Annotated in this window: 12 protein-coding genes; 8 read left to right on the top strand and 4 right to left on the bottom strand. The window is 71.5% G+C overall.

Annotation, left to right across the window (positions count from 1 at the left end):
• Nucleotides 1-31: 31 nt before the first annotated feature.
• The 4 genes from MRBLML1_RS14655 (at nt 32) to MRBLML1_RS14640 (ending at nt 5,110) form a co-directional block, all read left to right on the top strand.
• Nucleotides 32-1,681: an acyl-CoA synthetase gene (locus tag MRBLML1_RS14655; protein ID WP_364517117.1), complete on the top strand. Its 1,650-nt coding sequence runs from the start codon at nt 32-34 to the stop codon at nt 1,679-1,681.
• Complete coding sequence (locus tag MRBLML1_RS14650; RefSeq protein ID WP_364517115.1) at nt 1,681-2,802, top strand: NAD(P)H-dependent flavin oxidoreductase; 1,122 nt, start codon at nt 1,681-1,683, stop codon at nt 2,800-2,802. Before MRBLML1_RS14655 ends, MRBLML1_RS14650 begins: the two co-directional genes overlap by 1 nt.
• 92 nt (nt 2,803-2,894) lie before the next feature.
• Entirely contained in the window at nt 2,895-3,548 is a 654-nt protein-coding gene (locus tag MRBLML1_RS14645; RefSeq protein WP_364517113.1) for an SDR family oxidoreductase, read from the top strand.
• Between the two features lie 71 nt (nt 3,549-3,619).
• Nucleotides 3,620-5,110, top strand: a complete 1,491-nt coding sequence (locus MRBLML1_RS14640) for an LVIVD repeat-containing protein (protein WP_364517111.1) — start codon at nt 3,620-3,622, stop codon at nt 5,108-5,110.
• On the opposite strand, the gene MRBLML1_RS14635 is transcribed toward MRBLML1_RS14640, so the two are convergent.
• Genes MRBLML1_RS14635 through MRBLML1_RS14625 form a run of 3 tightly spaced genes read right to left on the bottom strand, consistent with a single transcriptional unit; the run spans nt 5,111 to nt 8,894 of the window.
• Nucleotides 5,111-6,691 (bottom strand): AMP-binding protein, encoded by a 1,581-nt coding sequence (locus MRBLML1_RS14635; RefSeq protein ID WP_364517109.1) that lies wholly within the window; start codon nt 6,689-6,691, stop codon nt 5,111-5,113. It lies immediately after the preceding gene.
• The gene (locus MRBLML1_RS14630; protein ID WP_364517107.1) at nt 6,688-7,695 is read right to left on the bottom strand and encodes an acyl-CoA dehydrogenase family protein; all 1,008 of its coding nucleotides are present in this window, start codon (nt 7,693-7,695) and stop codon (nt 6,688-6,690) included. Before MRBLML1_RS14630 ends, MRBLML1_RS14635 begins: the two co-directional genes overlap by 4 nt.
• 11 nt (nt 7,696-7,706) lie before the next feature.
• Nucleotides 7,707-8,894 (bottom strand): acyl-CoA dehydrogenase family protein, encoded by a 1,188-nt coding sequence (locus MRBLML1_RS14625; protein ID WP_364517105.1) that lies wholly within the window; start codon nt 8,892-8,894, stop codon nt 7,707-7,709.
• Nucleotides 8,895-8,967: 73 nt separating this feature from the next.
• Between MRBLML1_RS14625 and MRBLML1_RS14620 the strand changes: the two genes are divergently transcribed.
• The 4 genes from MRBLML1_RS14620 to MRBLML1_RS14605 are packed head-to-tail and all read left to right on the top strand — an operon-like array spanning nt 8,968 to nt 11,995.
• The gene (locus tag MRBLML1_RS14620; protein WP_364517103.1) at nt 8,968-10,104 is read left to right on the top strand and encodes a Rieske 2Fe-2S domain-containing protein; all 1,137 of its coding nucleotides are present in this window, start codon (nt 8,968-8,970) and stop codon (nt 10,102-10,104) included.
• A gap of 3 nt (nt 10,105-10,107) precedes the next feature.
• Nucleotides 10,108-10,410 (top strand): hypothetical protein, encoded by a 303-nt coding sequence (locus tag MRBLML1_RS14615; RefSeq protein ID WP_364517101.1) that lies wholly within the window; start codon nt 10,108-10,110, stop codon nt 10,408-10,410.
• 21 nt (nt 10,411-10,431) lie between these two features.
• On the top strand, nt 10,432-11,529 hold the full coding sequence (locus tag MRBLML1_RS14610; protein ID WP_364517099.1) for a ferredoxin--NADP reductase: 1,098 nt from the start codon (nt 10,432-10,434) through the stop codon (nt 11,527-11,529).
• Between the two features lie 34 nt (nt 11,530-11,563).
• The gene (locus tag MRBLML1_RS14605; protein WP_364517097.1) at nt 11,564-11,995 is read left to right on the top strand and encodes an SRPBCC family protein; all 432 of its coding nucleotides are present in this window, start codon (nt 11,564-11,566) and stop codon (nt 11,993-11,995) included.
• On the opposite strand, the gene MRBLML1_RS14600 is transcribed toward MRBLML1_RS14605, so the two are convergent.
• Nucleotides 11,992-13,932 carry an FAD-dependent oxidoreductase gene (locus MRBLML1_RS14600; protein ID WP_364517095.1) on the bottom strand — a complete coding sequence of 647 codons (1,941 nt, stop codon included), beginning with the start codon at nt 13,930-13,932 and terminating at the stop codon, nt 11,992-11,994. The genes MRBLML1_RS14605 and MRBLML1_RS14600 overlap by 4 nt on opposite strands.
• Nucleotides 13,933-14,044: the final 112 nt, after the last annotated feature.

Below are 14,044 nucleotides of genomic sequence, written 5' to 3'. Positions count from 1 at the left end.
AAAAAGTGAAACGTGTTCTAGTCTCGGCGTCGTGGCCCTGAACATCGCCGATCTCTTCGAACATGCCGTCGACGCCGTGCCCGACAAGCCCGCCGTGCAGGTGGGGGACCGGGTGATCACCTTCGCCGAGCTGGAGGCGGAGTCCAACAGGCTCGCGCACTTCCTCCAGCAGCAGGGGATCGGGAAGGGCGACCACGTCGGGCTCTACGCCAAGAACAGCATCGAGCACGTGATCGCGCTGATCGCGATCCTCAAGGTGCGCGCCGTCTCGATCAACGTGAACTTCCGCTACGTCGCCGGCGAGCTGGAGTACCTCTTCGACAACGCCGACCTCGTCGGCCTCGTGCACGACCGGGTGTACGCCCCCCTGGTCGCCGAGGTGCTGCCGAAGGTCGGGGCGATGAAGGCGGTCGTCGCCGTACCGAACCCGCTGGAGCCGGACGACGCCAGCGACCTGTCGGCGTACGGCGGGGTGACCTTGGCGGAGGCCGTCGCCGGCCAGTCCGCCGAGCGCGACTTCGGCGAGCGCAGTCCCGACGACATCCACATCATCTACACCGGCGGCACCACCGGCTTCCCCAAGGGAGTCATGTGGCGCCACGAGGACTTCTGGCGGGTGCTCGGCGGTGGCATCGACTTCATGACCGCCGAGCCGCTGGAGGAGTACGACCAGTCCGAGAAGGCCCTGCAGGACAGCCTCGTCACGCTGCCCCTCAGCCCGCTCATGCACGGCGGCGCGCAGGCCTCGCTGCTCATGCACCTCTTCGCCGGCCAGGTGACCATCCTGGAGCCGAAGTTCGACCCGGTCCGCACCTGGGAGCTGGTCGACCAGCACGGCGTGCAGATGCTCTTCATGACAGGCGACGCGATGGCCGTGCCGCTGATCGACGCCTACGAGGCCGGTGGGTACGACGGCCAGACGCTCTTCGCGATCGCCTCCTCGGCCGCGATCTTCTCCAAGTCGGTCAAGGAGCGCTGGATGAAGGCGTTCCCCAACGCGGTCTTCACCGACTCCGTCGGCTCCTCCGAGACCGGCTTCCAGGGCACCGGGCTGCAGGACGCCAGCGCCCTGTCGACCGACGGCCCGGTGGTCTCGATCCCGCCCACCACCGTGATCCTCGGCGACGACAACCGCCCGCTGGACCCGGTGAAGGACGTCGGGAAGATCGGCCGCACGGCACGCTCGGGCAACGTGCCGGTCGGCTACTACAAGGACCCGGAGAAGTCCGCGCGCACGTTCGTGGAGATCGACGGTGTGCGCTACTCCATCCCCGGCGACAACGCGCGGATCGAGGAGGGCGGCCGGATCACCCTGCTCGGACGCGGCTCCAACTGCATCAACACCGGCGGCGAGAAGGTCTACCCGGAGGAGGTGGAGCAGGCGATCAAGGCGCACCCCGGCGTCTACGACGTGCTCGTGGTCGGCCTGCCCGACGACAAGTACGGCCAGAGCGTGGCCGCCGTCGTCGAGCCCCGCCCGGGCGAGACGCTCGACCTCGACGGCCTGCGCACCTTCCTGCGCGCCCACCTGTCCGGCTACAAGCTGCCCCGTGCGCTGACCCTCGTGCCGGAGATCCCGCGCAACGCGACCGGCAAGGCGCAGTACCCCAAGGCGAAGGAGATGGCCCTCGCCGAGCGCACCACCCTCGACCAGACCGACACCGCAGGAGCCAACGCCTGATGCCTGCCCGCACGATGCACACCGCCCTCTGCGAGGCCTTCGGGATCGACTACCCGATCTTCGCCTTCACCCCCTCCGAGCACGTCGCCGCCGCCGTCTCCCGCGCCGGCGGGCTGGGCGTGCTCGGCTGCGTCCGGTTCAACGACCCCGACGAGCTGGACCGGGTGCTCACCTGGATGGACGAGAACACCGACGGCAAGCCCTACGGCGTCGACGTGGTCATGCCGATGAAGGTCCCCACCGAGGGCACCTCGACCGACCTGTCGGCGTACATCCCGGAGGACCACCGCACGTTCGTCGACGAGACGCTGCTCAAGCTCGGCGTCCCGCCGCTGCCGGAGGGCGAGGGCCGCGAGGGCGTGCTCGGCTGGCTGCACTCGATGGCCCGCTCCCACGTGGACGTCGCGCTCCAGCACCGCCCGGTGCTCATCGCCAACGCGCTCGGCACGCCGCCCAACGACGTGATCGCCGAGTGCCAGGCCGCGGGCCTCAAGGTCGCCGCGCTCGCCGGCGCCCCGAAGCACGCGCAGAGCCACGTCGCCAACGGCGTCGACATCATCATCGCCCAGGGCTACGAGGCCGGCGGGCACACCGGGGAGATCGCCTCGATGGTGCTCACTCCCGACATCGTGGACGCGGTCGGGCCCGACGTGCCGGTGCTGGGGGCGGGCGGCATCGGCTCCGGCCGCCAGGTCGCGGCGTCGCTCGCGCTCGGCGCCCAGGGTGTCTGGACCGGCTCGATCTGGCTCGGCACCGAGGAGTACCGCAACCTCGCCTCCAACCAGGGCTGGGAGACCGCCTTCCTGCGCGCGACGTCCTCCGACACGGTGCGTACCCGGATCTACACCGGCAAGCCGGCCCGGCTGCTGAAGACCAAGTGGACCGAGGCGTGGGCCGAGGAGGGCGCTCCCGCCCCACTGCCCATGCCGCTGCAGAACCTGCTGGTGGCCGACGCCCACAACCGGATCAACGCCTCCGGCGACCCGGACGTGATCTCCATGCCCGTCGGGCAGATCGTCGGCCGGATGAACGAGGTGCGCCCGGTCGCCGAGGTGATGGCCGACTTGGTCGCCGAGTTCGAGGACACCGTCAAGAAGCTCGACGGGATCGCCGGCACCTGAGCCCACGCGACACGGACCGCAGGTCTCTGCCCCCCGTTGACCTGCGGTTCGTGTCTCGTGCTGCGCCCACGGCCGGGGCCTAGGCTGGCCGTATGACCCGCAACGTGCTGATCGCCGGAGCCGGACCCGGGGTGAGCGGCTCGCTCGCCCGTCTGTACGCCGCCGAGGGGGCCGCCGTCGGCCTGCTGGGCGCCGACCAGGAGGTGCTGCACGCGCTCGTCGCCGATGTGGAGGCGACCGGTGGGTCCGCCGAGCCGGCCGTCGTGGACCTCACCGACGACACCGCCACGCGGGGCGCGGTCACCAAGATCGCGCAGAAGCTCGGGCACCTCGACGTGGTGCACTTCAACCCCTCGGCCTACCGGGAGAAGGACCCGCTGACGCTGAGCCCGGACGAGCTGCTCGACGACGTACGCCTGGGCGTCGGCGCGCTGCTGTCGGTGCTCCAGGCCGCGCGTCCCTTCCTCGGACGGGGCGGGCGGGTCACGGTGACCGGCAGCATGGCCGCGGACAAGCCGTGGTTCGGCGCGGCCTCGCTGGGCGTGCAGAAGGCGGGCGTCCAGAACCTGGTGCACAGCGTCGACGCGGCGCTGAAGGACGACGGCATCAGGGCGGTCTCGGTGACCGTGCGCGGCCTGCTGTCCAAGGAGGGCCCGTTCGCCCCCGACAACGTCGCGAAGGCGTTGCGCGCGGCGATCGACCGGGACGAGGACGACTGGCGCACCGAGGTCCCCTACGACGGCTGACGGACACGTCCTCGACCCCGGGCCCACCTCGTGCGAGGGTGGTCCGGATCACAGTCCCGCCCGGGGCTGACATGGGGGTCGAGATGGTGCACGACAACACGGGAGCCCGCCACGCCGTACGCCGGCTGCTGGTGGCGCTCGGTATCGCGACGCTGGTGGTGACCGGTGCCGTGGTCACGGCCGGGTCCTCGCAGGCGGACCTCTCGCTGGCCGGTGTCCCGCGGGCGTCCTGCGCGAGCGGGGACCTGCCCGAGACCGCCGAGCAGGGCCGGGTGCCGAAGGCGGACTACACCTCGGGCCGGGCGCTCCAGGGCTACCGCTGCAACACCGACCAGGTCGGCCACCACGGCTCGCGCACGGCGTTCGGCTCGGGTGGCTACAAGGTGCAGCGCTACACCGACGTCACCGGCCGCACCTGCGCCTACTACGACTCCGCGCTGATGGTCGGGCTCAACCTGCAGAGCCTGTTCAACGGCGGGGCCGGCCTGGGCGTGGTCGTGCTCGACATGACCGACCCGGCGCACCCGGTGAGGACCGCCAACCTGCTGACGCCGGCGATGCTGCAGCCGCACGAGTCGCTGCTCGTCAACAGCGAGCGCGGCCTGCTCGCCGCGGTGATGGGCACCCTCGGCACGGCGCCGGGCATCCTCGACGTCTACGACGTCAGCCAGGACTGCCGCAAGCCGAGGCTCATGTCCACGACGCTGAACGGCGTGCTCGGCCACGAGAGCGGCTTCTCGCCCGACGGCAAGACCTTCTGGACCGCGGGGGCCGCGGGCTTCACGCTCACCGCCGTCGACCTCACCAACCCGCGCACCCCCCGGGTGCTGCGCACCAAGACCGGCGTCGTCTACCACGGCCTGCGCCTCTCCGACGACGGCCGGACGATGTACGTCGCGAACATCGGCAGCCCCAGCATCCTCAACGGCTCCGTCATCGACGGCGCCGGTCTCGACGTCCTCGACGTCTCCGACATCCAGGACCGGCGACCGAACCCGCAGATCCGCACGCTCTCGCGGCTCACCTGGGAGGAGTCGTCGATCCCGCAGGTCGCCGAGCCCTTCACCCGCGACGGGCGGCGCTACGTCTTCGAGGTCGACGAGTTCAGCGACCTCTTCGGTGACATCACCCGGATCAACTCGGCCAAGAGCCCGGTGGGCGCGGCCCGGATCATCGACGTGACCGACCCGCGGGCGCCGTACGTCGTCTCCAACGTGCGCCTCGAGGTGCACGACCCGGAGGTGCGCGCCTCGGTGATGGACGACCCCGGCGCGAAGGCGATCGTGCGCAGCTACACCGGTCACTACTGCTCGCTGCCGACCCGCGCGGACCCACGGATCGCGGCCTGCTCGATGATCGGCTCGGGCCTGCGCCTGTTCGACATCTCCGACGTCGCGCACCCGCGCGAGGTGGGCTACTTCAACCAGCCCGGGCCGGACGGCGCGTCCGCGCTCTCGCAGCCGGCGTGGGACGTGGCGCGCAAGCAGGTCTGGTACACCGACATGGACGAGGGCTTCTTCGCGGTCGGCCTGCGCGGCGCGGCCGCGGCCCTGCTGCCCTGATCAGGAGTACGACGTCCCGCGGTCCGCACGCACCCACGCGGACCCGGGCGTCGGCACACCCTCGGCGGCCAGGGCGCGCTTGAGCACCTTGTTGGTCGCCGTGCGCGGCAGCTCGTCCACGATCCGCACGTAGCGCGGCCAGGCCTTGTCCGAGAGGTCCTCCTGCGCGGCGAGGAAGGTCTCCAGGCCGGCCGGGTCGAGCGGACCGCGCAGCGTCAGCGCCGCGGCGACCTGGTCGCCGACCTTCGGGTCGGGCACCGCGTAGACGGCGGCCTCCGCCACGGCCGGGTGCCGCAGCAGGACCCGCTCGACCGGGGCCGCCGCCAGGTTCTCGCCGTCCACCCGCAGCCAGTCGCCGGTGCGGCCGGCGAAGTAGACCCAGCCGTCGGCGTCGCGGTAGGCGAGGTCGCCGGACCAGTACATGCCGCCGCGCATCCGGTCGGCCTCGGCGTCCGCGTCGTCGTAGTAGCCCGCGAAGGCCCCGCGCCCGGTCGTGTTGACGAGCTCGCCGGTCGCGGCGTCCGCGTTGAGCAGCCGCCCGCTGCTGTCGAAGACCGCGTCCGGGGTCTCGGTGCCCGACTCGTCCAGGACCTTGATCCCGTCGAGCGGCATCCCGAGGCTGCCGGCGGGCATCCCGGGACGGCGCTGCACGATGACGGCGTTCTCGGTGGAGGAGTAGGAGTCGACCACCTCGCACCCGAAGCGGCGGGCGAACTCCGCGATGTCGCCCTCGTTGGCCTCGTTGCCGAACACGATGCGCAGCGGGTTCTCCGCGTCGTCCGGCCGCTCGTCGGTGGCGAGCACGTAGGTGAGCGGCTTGCCGACGTAGTTGGCGTACGTCGCCCCGAAGTCCCGTACGTCGGCCAGGAAGCCGCGCGCCGAGAACGGCGCCACCGCGAACGCCGCGCCGGTGGTCAGCGCCGGCGCCCAGCCCGCCATCACCGCGTTGGAGTGGAAGAGCGGCATCGCGATGTAGTGGACGTCGTCGGCGGTCAGACCGAGCCGGCCGACCAGGTGGGTGCCGGGGCCGGTGATCTTCTCGTGGGTCACCCGGACCGCCTTGGGCGAGCCGCTGGTGCCGCTGGTGAAGATCAGCATGAACAAGTCGTCGCCGGTGATCGAGCATGTCGAGACCTCGTCGCCGGTGGTCGAGCTCGTCGAGATCAGTGGTCTCGACAAGCTCGACCCGCGGGGGCTCGACCCGCGGGGGCTCGACCCACGGTCGGTCGAGGCCAGCGCGGCGAGCGCCCGGTCGGGCGAGTCGACGACGAGCTGGCAGTCCGCTTTGGCGACGTCCGCGGCCAGTGCCTCGCCCCGGCGGGTGGAGTTGAGCCCGACGAGGACGTGCCCGCCGAGCCCGGCCGCCGCCAGGTGCAGGGCGAAGGCGGGCCCGTTGGGCAGCAGGGCGCCCACGTGCGGCGGCCTGCCGGGATCCAGGTCGTGCTCGACATCGGCGGCGAGCCGTGCGGCCGCGCCGACGTACTCCCGCCAGGTGAGGGTGCGGACCGAGCCTGCCTCCCGCCAGCGCAGCGCCGGACGGTCGTCCTCAGCGCGGGCGAGGAGCAGGTCCCGGACCGTCATGCGAAGGTGCGGCCGATCGCCAGCGCCTGCTCGGTCGCACCGCCGAAGAGGAACTCGAAGCGCTTGCCGGAGGTGAAGTACCGGTGCGCCTCACCGTCCAGGTCGATGCCGACGCCGCCGTGCACGTGCACGGTCGTGTGCGCGATCCGGTGGCCGGCGTCGGCGGCCCAGAGCTTCGCGGTGGCGACCTCGGTGGCGGCCGGCAGGCCCTCGTCGAGGCGCCAGACCGCCTGCCACAACGTGAGCCGCTGGCCGAGCACGTCGATGAAGCCGTCCGCCAGGCGCTGCGAGACCGCCTGGAAGGTGCCGATCGGGCGGCCGAACTGCTCGCGGGTCTTGGCGTACTCCGCGGTCAGCCGCAGCGCGCCCTCGGTCACGCCGAGCTGCTCGGCGGCCGAGAGTGCCACGAGCAGCTGGCCGAAGCGCTCGGCAACGTCGGCGCCGCCGACCCGCGTGGCGGGAGTGCCGGCGAAGGCGACGAGCGCGGCGACGTCGCCGTCGCTCGTCCGCTGTGCCTGCCGGTCCAGATCCTCGGCGTCGGCGAGGTAGACGCCCACGCCGTCGGGGCCGGTCGCGGTGACGAGCAGCGCGTCGGCCGCCATCCCGCCGCGCACCAGCGTCTTGGTGCCGGTGAGCGCGCCGTCGGCGTCCGCCGTGACCGTGGGGGAGGCGGGCAGGTGCGCGCGCTCCTCGGCCACGGCGGCGGCGTACAGGCCCCGGTCGGCCGGCTGTCCGGCCGCGGTGAGCAGGGTCGTGCAGGCCACGTGGGTGGCCAGCGGCACCGGCGCGACGTGGCGGCCGACCTCGACGAGCACCCGGGCGAGGGTGACCAGGTCCAGCTCGGCCCAGTCGAAGGCGTCGCCCAGCGTCGCCCACAGGTCGCGGTCGAAGCGGTCGCCACCCGCCTCGACCTTCTTGAGGCGCTCGTTGGTGGTCTTGTCCTTCAGGATCGAGGCCGCCAGCTCGGCGGCCTCGTCCTGCTCGGGGGTGAAGATGAAGTCCATGTGTCCGCTCCTCAGCGCTTCGCGGCCGGGAGGCCGAGTCCGACGTAGCCGATGATGTCGCGCTGGATCTCGTTGGTGCCGCCGCCGAAGGTCATCACCAGCGACGAGCGGTGCATCCGCTCGAGCCGGCCGGCCAGCACCGCGCCGGGGCAGTCGCCGGTGACGCCTGCGTGCGGGCCGACGATCTCCATCAGCGAGCGGTAGACCTCGGTGGCCAGCTCGGAGCCGTAGATCTTGGTGGCCGACGCCTCGGCCGGGGAGAGGGCCACGCCGTGGTCGGCGTCGGCGGCGAGCTTCCAGTTGATCAGCGACAGCGCCTCGACCCGGGCGTGCGCGCGGCCGAGCGCGATCTGCACCCACTCGGTGTCGATGACGCCCGTCTCGCGGGCCCAGTCCTTGACCAGGGCGAGGGAGTGCACCAGGGGCGCCGCGGAGGTGAGGGCCACCCGCTCGTGGTTGAGCTGGTTGGTCATCAGCGCCCAGCCGCCGCCGCGCTCGCTGATGAGGTTGCTCGCGGGCACGCGTACGTCGGAGTAGTAGGTCGCCGACGTACCGACCCCGGCGACGGTGTGCACCGGCGTGTAGGTCACGCCCGGCGCGTCGGCCGGGACCAGGATCATCGAGAGTCCCTTGTGGCGCGGGGCGTCCGGCTCGGTGCGGCAGGCCAGCCAGATCCAGTCGGCGTACTGGATGAGCGAGGTCCACATCTTCTGGCCGTTGATCACCCACTCCCCGTGCCCTGAGCCTGCCGAAGGGTCGAGCGTCGCCTTGGTCTGCAGCGAGGCGAGGTCGGTGCCGGAGCCCGGCTCGGAGTAGCCGATGGAGAAGTGCAGCTCGCCCGCGAGGATCTTGGGGAGGAAGTACTCCTTCTGCTCCTCGCTGCCGAAGCGCATGATGGTCGGCCCGACGGTGTTGAGCGTCAGGTAGGGGATCGGTACGCCGGCGACGGCCGCGGCGTCGGTGAAGATGAGCTGCTCCACCATGGAGCGGGCCTGGCCGCCGTACTCCTTGGGCCAGCCGATGCCCAGCCAGCCGTCCTTGCCGATCTGGCGGATCACGTCCTTGTAGACGTTCGCCTCGCCGAACTCGCCGGTGGCCGACGCGAGCCCGGCGCGGATCTCGGGGGTGACGAGCTGGGCGAAGTAGTCGCGGAGCTCCTCGCGCAGGGCGAGCTGCTGCGGCTCCAGGTCGATGTGCATCGGGTCTCCTGTGACGGGTCCTCGGCGGGGCGTGTCGTTGCCAGCGTAACGGCAAAACTGTAACGTGTTCTACATGACCGACACGCGACTTCTCGACCAGGGCACCGCGCCGACCCGCTATGCCCGGGGTTGGCACTGCCTCGGCCTCGCCGAGGACTTCCGCGACGGCAAGCCGCACGCGGTCGAGGGCTTCGAGACCAAGCTGGTCGTGTGGCAGGACTCCCAGGGCGAGCTCAACGCCCTCGACGGCTACTGCCGGCACATGGGCGGCGACCTGACCCAGGGCGAGGTCAAGGGCGACCAGATCGCCTGCCCCTTCCACGACTGGCGCTGGGGCGGCGACGGCAAGTGCAAGCAGATCCCGTACGCCCGGCGGGTGCCGCTGCGCGCGCGGACGCAGCGCTACGAGACCGTCGAGCGCAACGGCCAGCTGCTCATCTGGCACGACCCGCAGGGCTCGGCCGCGGACCACGACATCCTCCCGCCCGAGCTGCCGGACGTGATGACGGAGAAGTACACGCCGTGGTCGTGGCACACCAAGGACATCAACGGCTCGCACTGCCGCGAGCTGATCGACAACGTCGCCGACATGGCGCACTTCTACTACGTGCACTTCGCGTTCCCGACGAGCTTCCGCAACATCTTCGACGGCCACACGGCCACCCAGTTCATGGAGTCGAAGGGGCGGCCCGACACCGCCGGCGGTGGCTACGGCGACGAGAACTCCACGCTCAAGTCCGTCGCGACCTACTACGGACCGGCGTACATGATCAACTGGCTCGAGGTCGACTACAAGGGCTTCGTCACCGAGGTCATCCTGATCAACTGCCACATCCCGACCGGCCCGTCGTCGTTCCGCCTGCAGTACGGCATCAGCGTGCGCAAGCCCGAGGGCCTGGACGAGAAGACCTGCGCCTACATCGCCGAGCGCTACACCGAGTCCTTCGGCGACGGCTTCCTCCAGGACGTCGCCATCTGGGAGAACAAGGTGGCCGTGCAGAACCCCCTGCTCTGCGAGGAGGACGGCCCGGTCTACCAGCTGCGTCGCTGGTACGAGCAGTTCTACGTCGACGTCGACGACATCAAGCCCGAGATGACCGACCGCTTCGAGTTCGAGGTCGACACCACCAAGGCCAACGAGTTCTGGCACGCCGAGGTCGCCGAGAACCTGGCCCGGATGGCGGCCGACGGCGAGACCGTCGGGCACTGAGCCATGGCCTCCTTCGTCCCGCGCAGCCCGGAGACCCTCGAGGACCAGCGCCTCTACACCGAGGACCGCCTGGTCGAGGTCGCCTGCCTCGACTGCCTGGCCCGGGTCCGAGTGAAGAAGAACAGCGACCACCAGACGTCCGTGCAATGGAGCGCGGAGGCCCGGTCAGCCTGCCAGGAGTTCGTCCGCCGGGACGCCGGTCCCGGTCGTCGGGACGTGCACAAGCCCTGCTCGCGGCTGATGGCTAGCATCGACGACGCCGTCCGGGCCGGAGCTGTCTCGGTCGGCGCGTACGACGGCTACTGAGCCCCCTGCTTGAGGAGTTTCGTGGACATCGAGTCCTTCGTCCTGGACGTCGTCGACGTGGTCGAGGAGACCGCCGACGCCAAGTCCATCAGCTTCGCCGTGCCCGCCGGTGAGGAGGAGAAGTTCGCCTACAAGCCGGGCCAGTTCCTCACCGTGGCGGTGCCGAGCACGCAGACCGGGATCGCCGCGCGCTGCTACTCCCTCTCCAGCAGCCCGCACGACGGCGGGCCGCTGACCGTCACGGTCAAGCGCACGGCCGAGGGCTATGCGTCCAACTGGATCTGCGACAACCTCGCCGTCGGTGACACGCTGCGCGTGCTGCCGCCGTCGGGCATCTTCACGCCGGCCTCGCTGGACGCCGACCTGCTGCTCTTCGGCGGAGGCTCGGGTGTCACCCCGATCATGTCGATCACCCGCACGGCGCTCGCCGAGGGCACGGGCCGGGTCGTGGTCTTCTACGCCAACCGCGACGAGAAGTCCGTCATCTTCGCGGCCGAGCTGACCCGTCTCGCCGCGGAGCACCCGGACCGGCTGCAGGTGATCCACTGGCTGGAGTCCGTCCAGGGCCTGCCGACCGAGGCGCAGATGAAGGCGTTCTGCGCGCCGTACGGCGGCTGGGACTCCTTCGTGTGCGGCCCCGCGCCGTTCATGAAGATGGTCACCACCGTCCTCAAGGAGCTCGACGTCCCGCGCAGCCTGCGGCACCAGGAGAAGTTCGTCTCCCTCGGCGGCAACCCGTTCGGCGACCTCGCCGAGATCGAGGAGGCCCAGAGCGAGATGGCGCTCGCCGACGCCGACGACGACGGTGCCGCCGCCGACGTCTTCGCCGACGCCCCGGCCGGCCCGGTCAAGGTGGAGGTCGAGCTGGACGGCGAGGAGCACACCTTCGACGACTGGGACCCGCGCACCAAGCTGCTCGACTTCCTGGAGAGCAAGGGCGTCAAGGCGCCGTACTCCTGCCGCGAGGGGGAGTGCTCGGCCTGCGCGATCCGCCTGCTGGAGGGCGAGGTCAAGATGCTGCACAACGACGTGCTCGACGACGAGGACCTCGCGGACGGCATCCGGCTCGGCTGCCAGTCGGTCCCGGTGACCGACCACGTGAAGGTCACCTACTCCTAGGTCTCGCCCCGCGGCGCGCGGGTACCTCCCGCGCATGCCGACCGTCGAGCGCACCATCACCGTCCAGAAGCCCGTCTCCGTCGTCTGGGACTACCTGAGCGACTTCACGAACACCGAGGAGTGGGACCCGCCCACCGTCTCCACGGTCCGTACGTCGGGTGACGGCGGCCTCGGCACGACGTACCGGAACGTCTCGTCGATGCTCGGCCACGAGACCGAGGTCGAGTACGAGGTCGTCCGCTTCGAGCCGCACCAGGTCTTCGAGCTGACCGGCAGTGCCAACGGGCTGAGCCTGCGCGACACCATCACCTTCGAGTCCGGCCAGGAGACGACGACGGTGACCTACCGCAGCGAGTTCTCCCCGCACGGCGTCGCCAAGCTCGCCACGCCGGTCATCGCCGGCGGCATCGAGGTGCTCGGCTCGAAGGTCGCCGCCAGCCTGGAGAAGCACCTGCTCGCGCTCTAGGTGAGCCGCGCCGCCAGCCGGGTCGCCGTCATGTGCGCGATCGACTCGATCGAGATCATCGGGTTGACGCCGGAGGCGGTCGGGAAGCAGGACCCGTCGGCGACGTAAAGGCCCTGGACGTCCCAGGTCTGGCCGTCCGGGTCGACGGCCGAGCTTGCCGCGGACCCACCCATCCGCGCGGTGCCCATGATGTGCAGCGCGGCGAGCGCCATCGTCGCCGGGGCGGCACCGGCGGTGCGCAGGTCGGCCTCGAAGCTCTCGATCGAGCCGGTGCGGCCCGGCTGGTAGCTCACCGTGCGGTGGTGGGTCGAGGCGATCCAGTCGGCGCCGGCGGCCTCCGCGATCCGGGCGCCGCCGACCAGGCCCTGGACCAGGTGGTCGGTGTCGCGCGGGGAGAGCTGGTACTTCACGACCGGCTCGCCGTCGCGGCCGATCCGGACCGTGCCGCCGGGGTCGCGGTCGCGCACGATGACGGCGACCCCGAGGGTGTGCTTGAGCTCCACCATCCGGCGGCGGAAGTCGGCGGAGCCGCGCCAGTTGACGAAGCCGGAGCCGAAGCCGGGCGTCAGCGGCGCGGTCTCGTAGAGCACGCCGTAGCCCTGGCCGTCGAGGTCGGTGAGCGCGTCGACGTAGCGGCTCTGCATCGAGCCGACCCAGCCGTCGACCGGCTCGTTCATCCGGCCCCAGACAGCGGTCGCGGGGTGGAGCCGGAGATAGCTGCCGATGTTCGGGTTGGCCAGGCCGCTGCGCTGCAGCAGGGCGGGCGTCTGGATCGCCCCCGCCGCGACGACCACGGCGCGGGCCCGCACGCGCACCCGGTGCCCGTCGGTGGAGGTGCCGACGACCCCGGTGGCCCGGCCGAAGTTGGTGCTGACCGTGCGTACGCCGACCCCGGTGAGGATCCGGGCTCCGGCCTCCGCGGCGTCCGCCAACCAGGTCTTCGCCGTCGACTGCTTCGCCCCCACCCGGCAGCCCATCCCGCAGCGGCCGCACTCGACGTCCTGGTCGCAGCCGAGCACGTTGCGCGGCATCGCCGCCGAGTCCCAGCCCAGGGCGAGCGCGCCGCGCTCCAGGATGGCGTCGCGGGGTGCGGCCTTGTCGTGCTCGGTGTTGACGCCGAGCCGGGCACACACGGCGTCCATCGAGGCGTCGTACTCCGCCGTCGCGAACTGGGTGGCGCCGACGGAGGCCCACTCCCTGCGGACGTGGTCGGGCGTGCGGAAGGAGGTCGTGTAGTTGACCACCGTGCCGCCGCCCAGCCCGCGCCCGGCGACCAGCTGCACCTGGCCCTCCGCGGTCGACTGCGGCGCCAGCGCGTAGAGGTCCAGGAAGCCGGTCTCCTCGCCGCCGTCGAAGTGCCGCTCGTCGTGGAAGCCACCGGCCTCCAGCACCACGACGTCGAGCCCGGCCGCGGCCAGCACGCCGGCCGCCGTACCGCCACCGGCGCCGGAGCCCACGACCACCACGTCGCAGGACAGGTCGGTGTCGCGGGTGACGTCGAGGGGGGTGATGACCGGCGCCGGAGGGTCGGTACGACGCCCGAGCGGCCCCGAGTAGCCCAGCCCGTCCCAGAGGCCGGGGCCGCCGGTCATGTAGTAGGGGAACAGGGCGGCGGTCTTGAGGCCCTGGAAGAGCGCCCGCTTGGCGCCGACCCGCGAGTCGGACAGCGAGAGCAGCACCCGCTCGCGCTCGGGCTGGCTCAGCTCGGAGAACCGGCGTGGCCGGCCGGTGAGCGCGGCTCCCAGGGCCCGGGTGTCCCACAGGTCGAGCAGAGCCTTGAGCTGGCGGAGCTCGCCGGCGCGGGGGTTGGCCTCGGCGATCCGCAGGGCGAGCTCGTGGGAGCCCACCTCGGTCGGCGAGGGCACCCCGTCGCCCCCGGTCGCGAACGTGTCGGCGATGAGACCCATCGCCCGGACCTGCCGAGGAGTGAACGCCATGTTCGGACTCTAGGGTGTCGCGATGTCCTCGGGCGAGGATCACGGTGATAGCGTGGTGCCTGTTGAAGCGGCCCGTCCCGACGGGCAAATTCCCCGCCGGCCTATCCAGCCG

Origin of the sequence: Nocardioides sp. LML1-1-1.1, assembly GCF_040676175.1 — a bacterium.
Classification (GTDB): Bacteria; Actinomycetota; Actinomycetes; order Propionibacteriales; family Nocardioidaceae; genus Nocardioides.
Note: the sequence above shows the minus strand (reverse complement) of the source record. Positions and strands in the feature narration are given on the sequence as shown.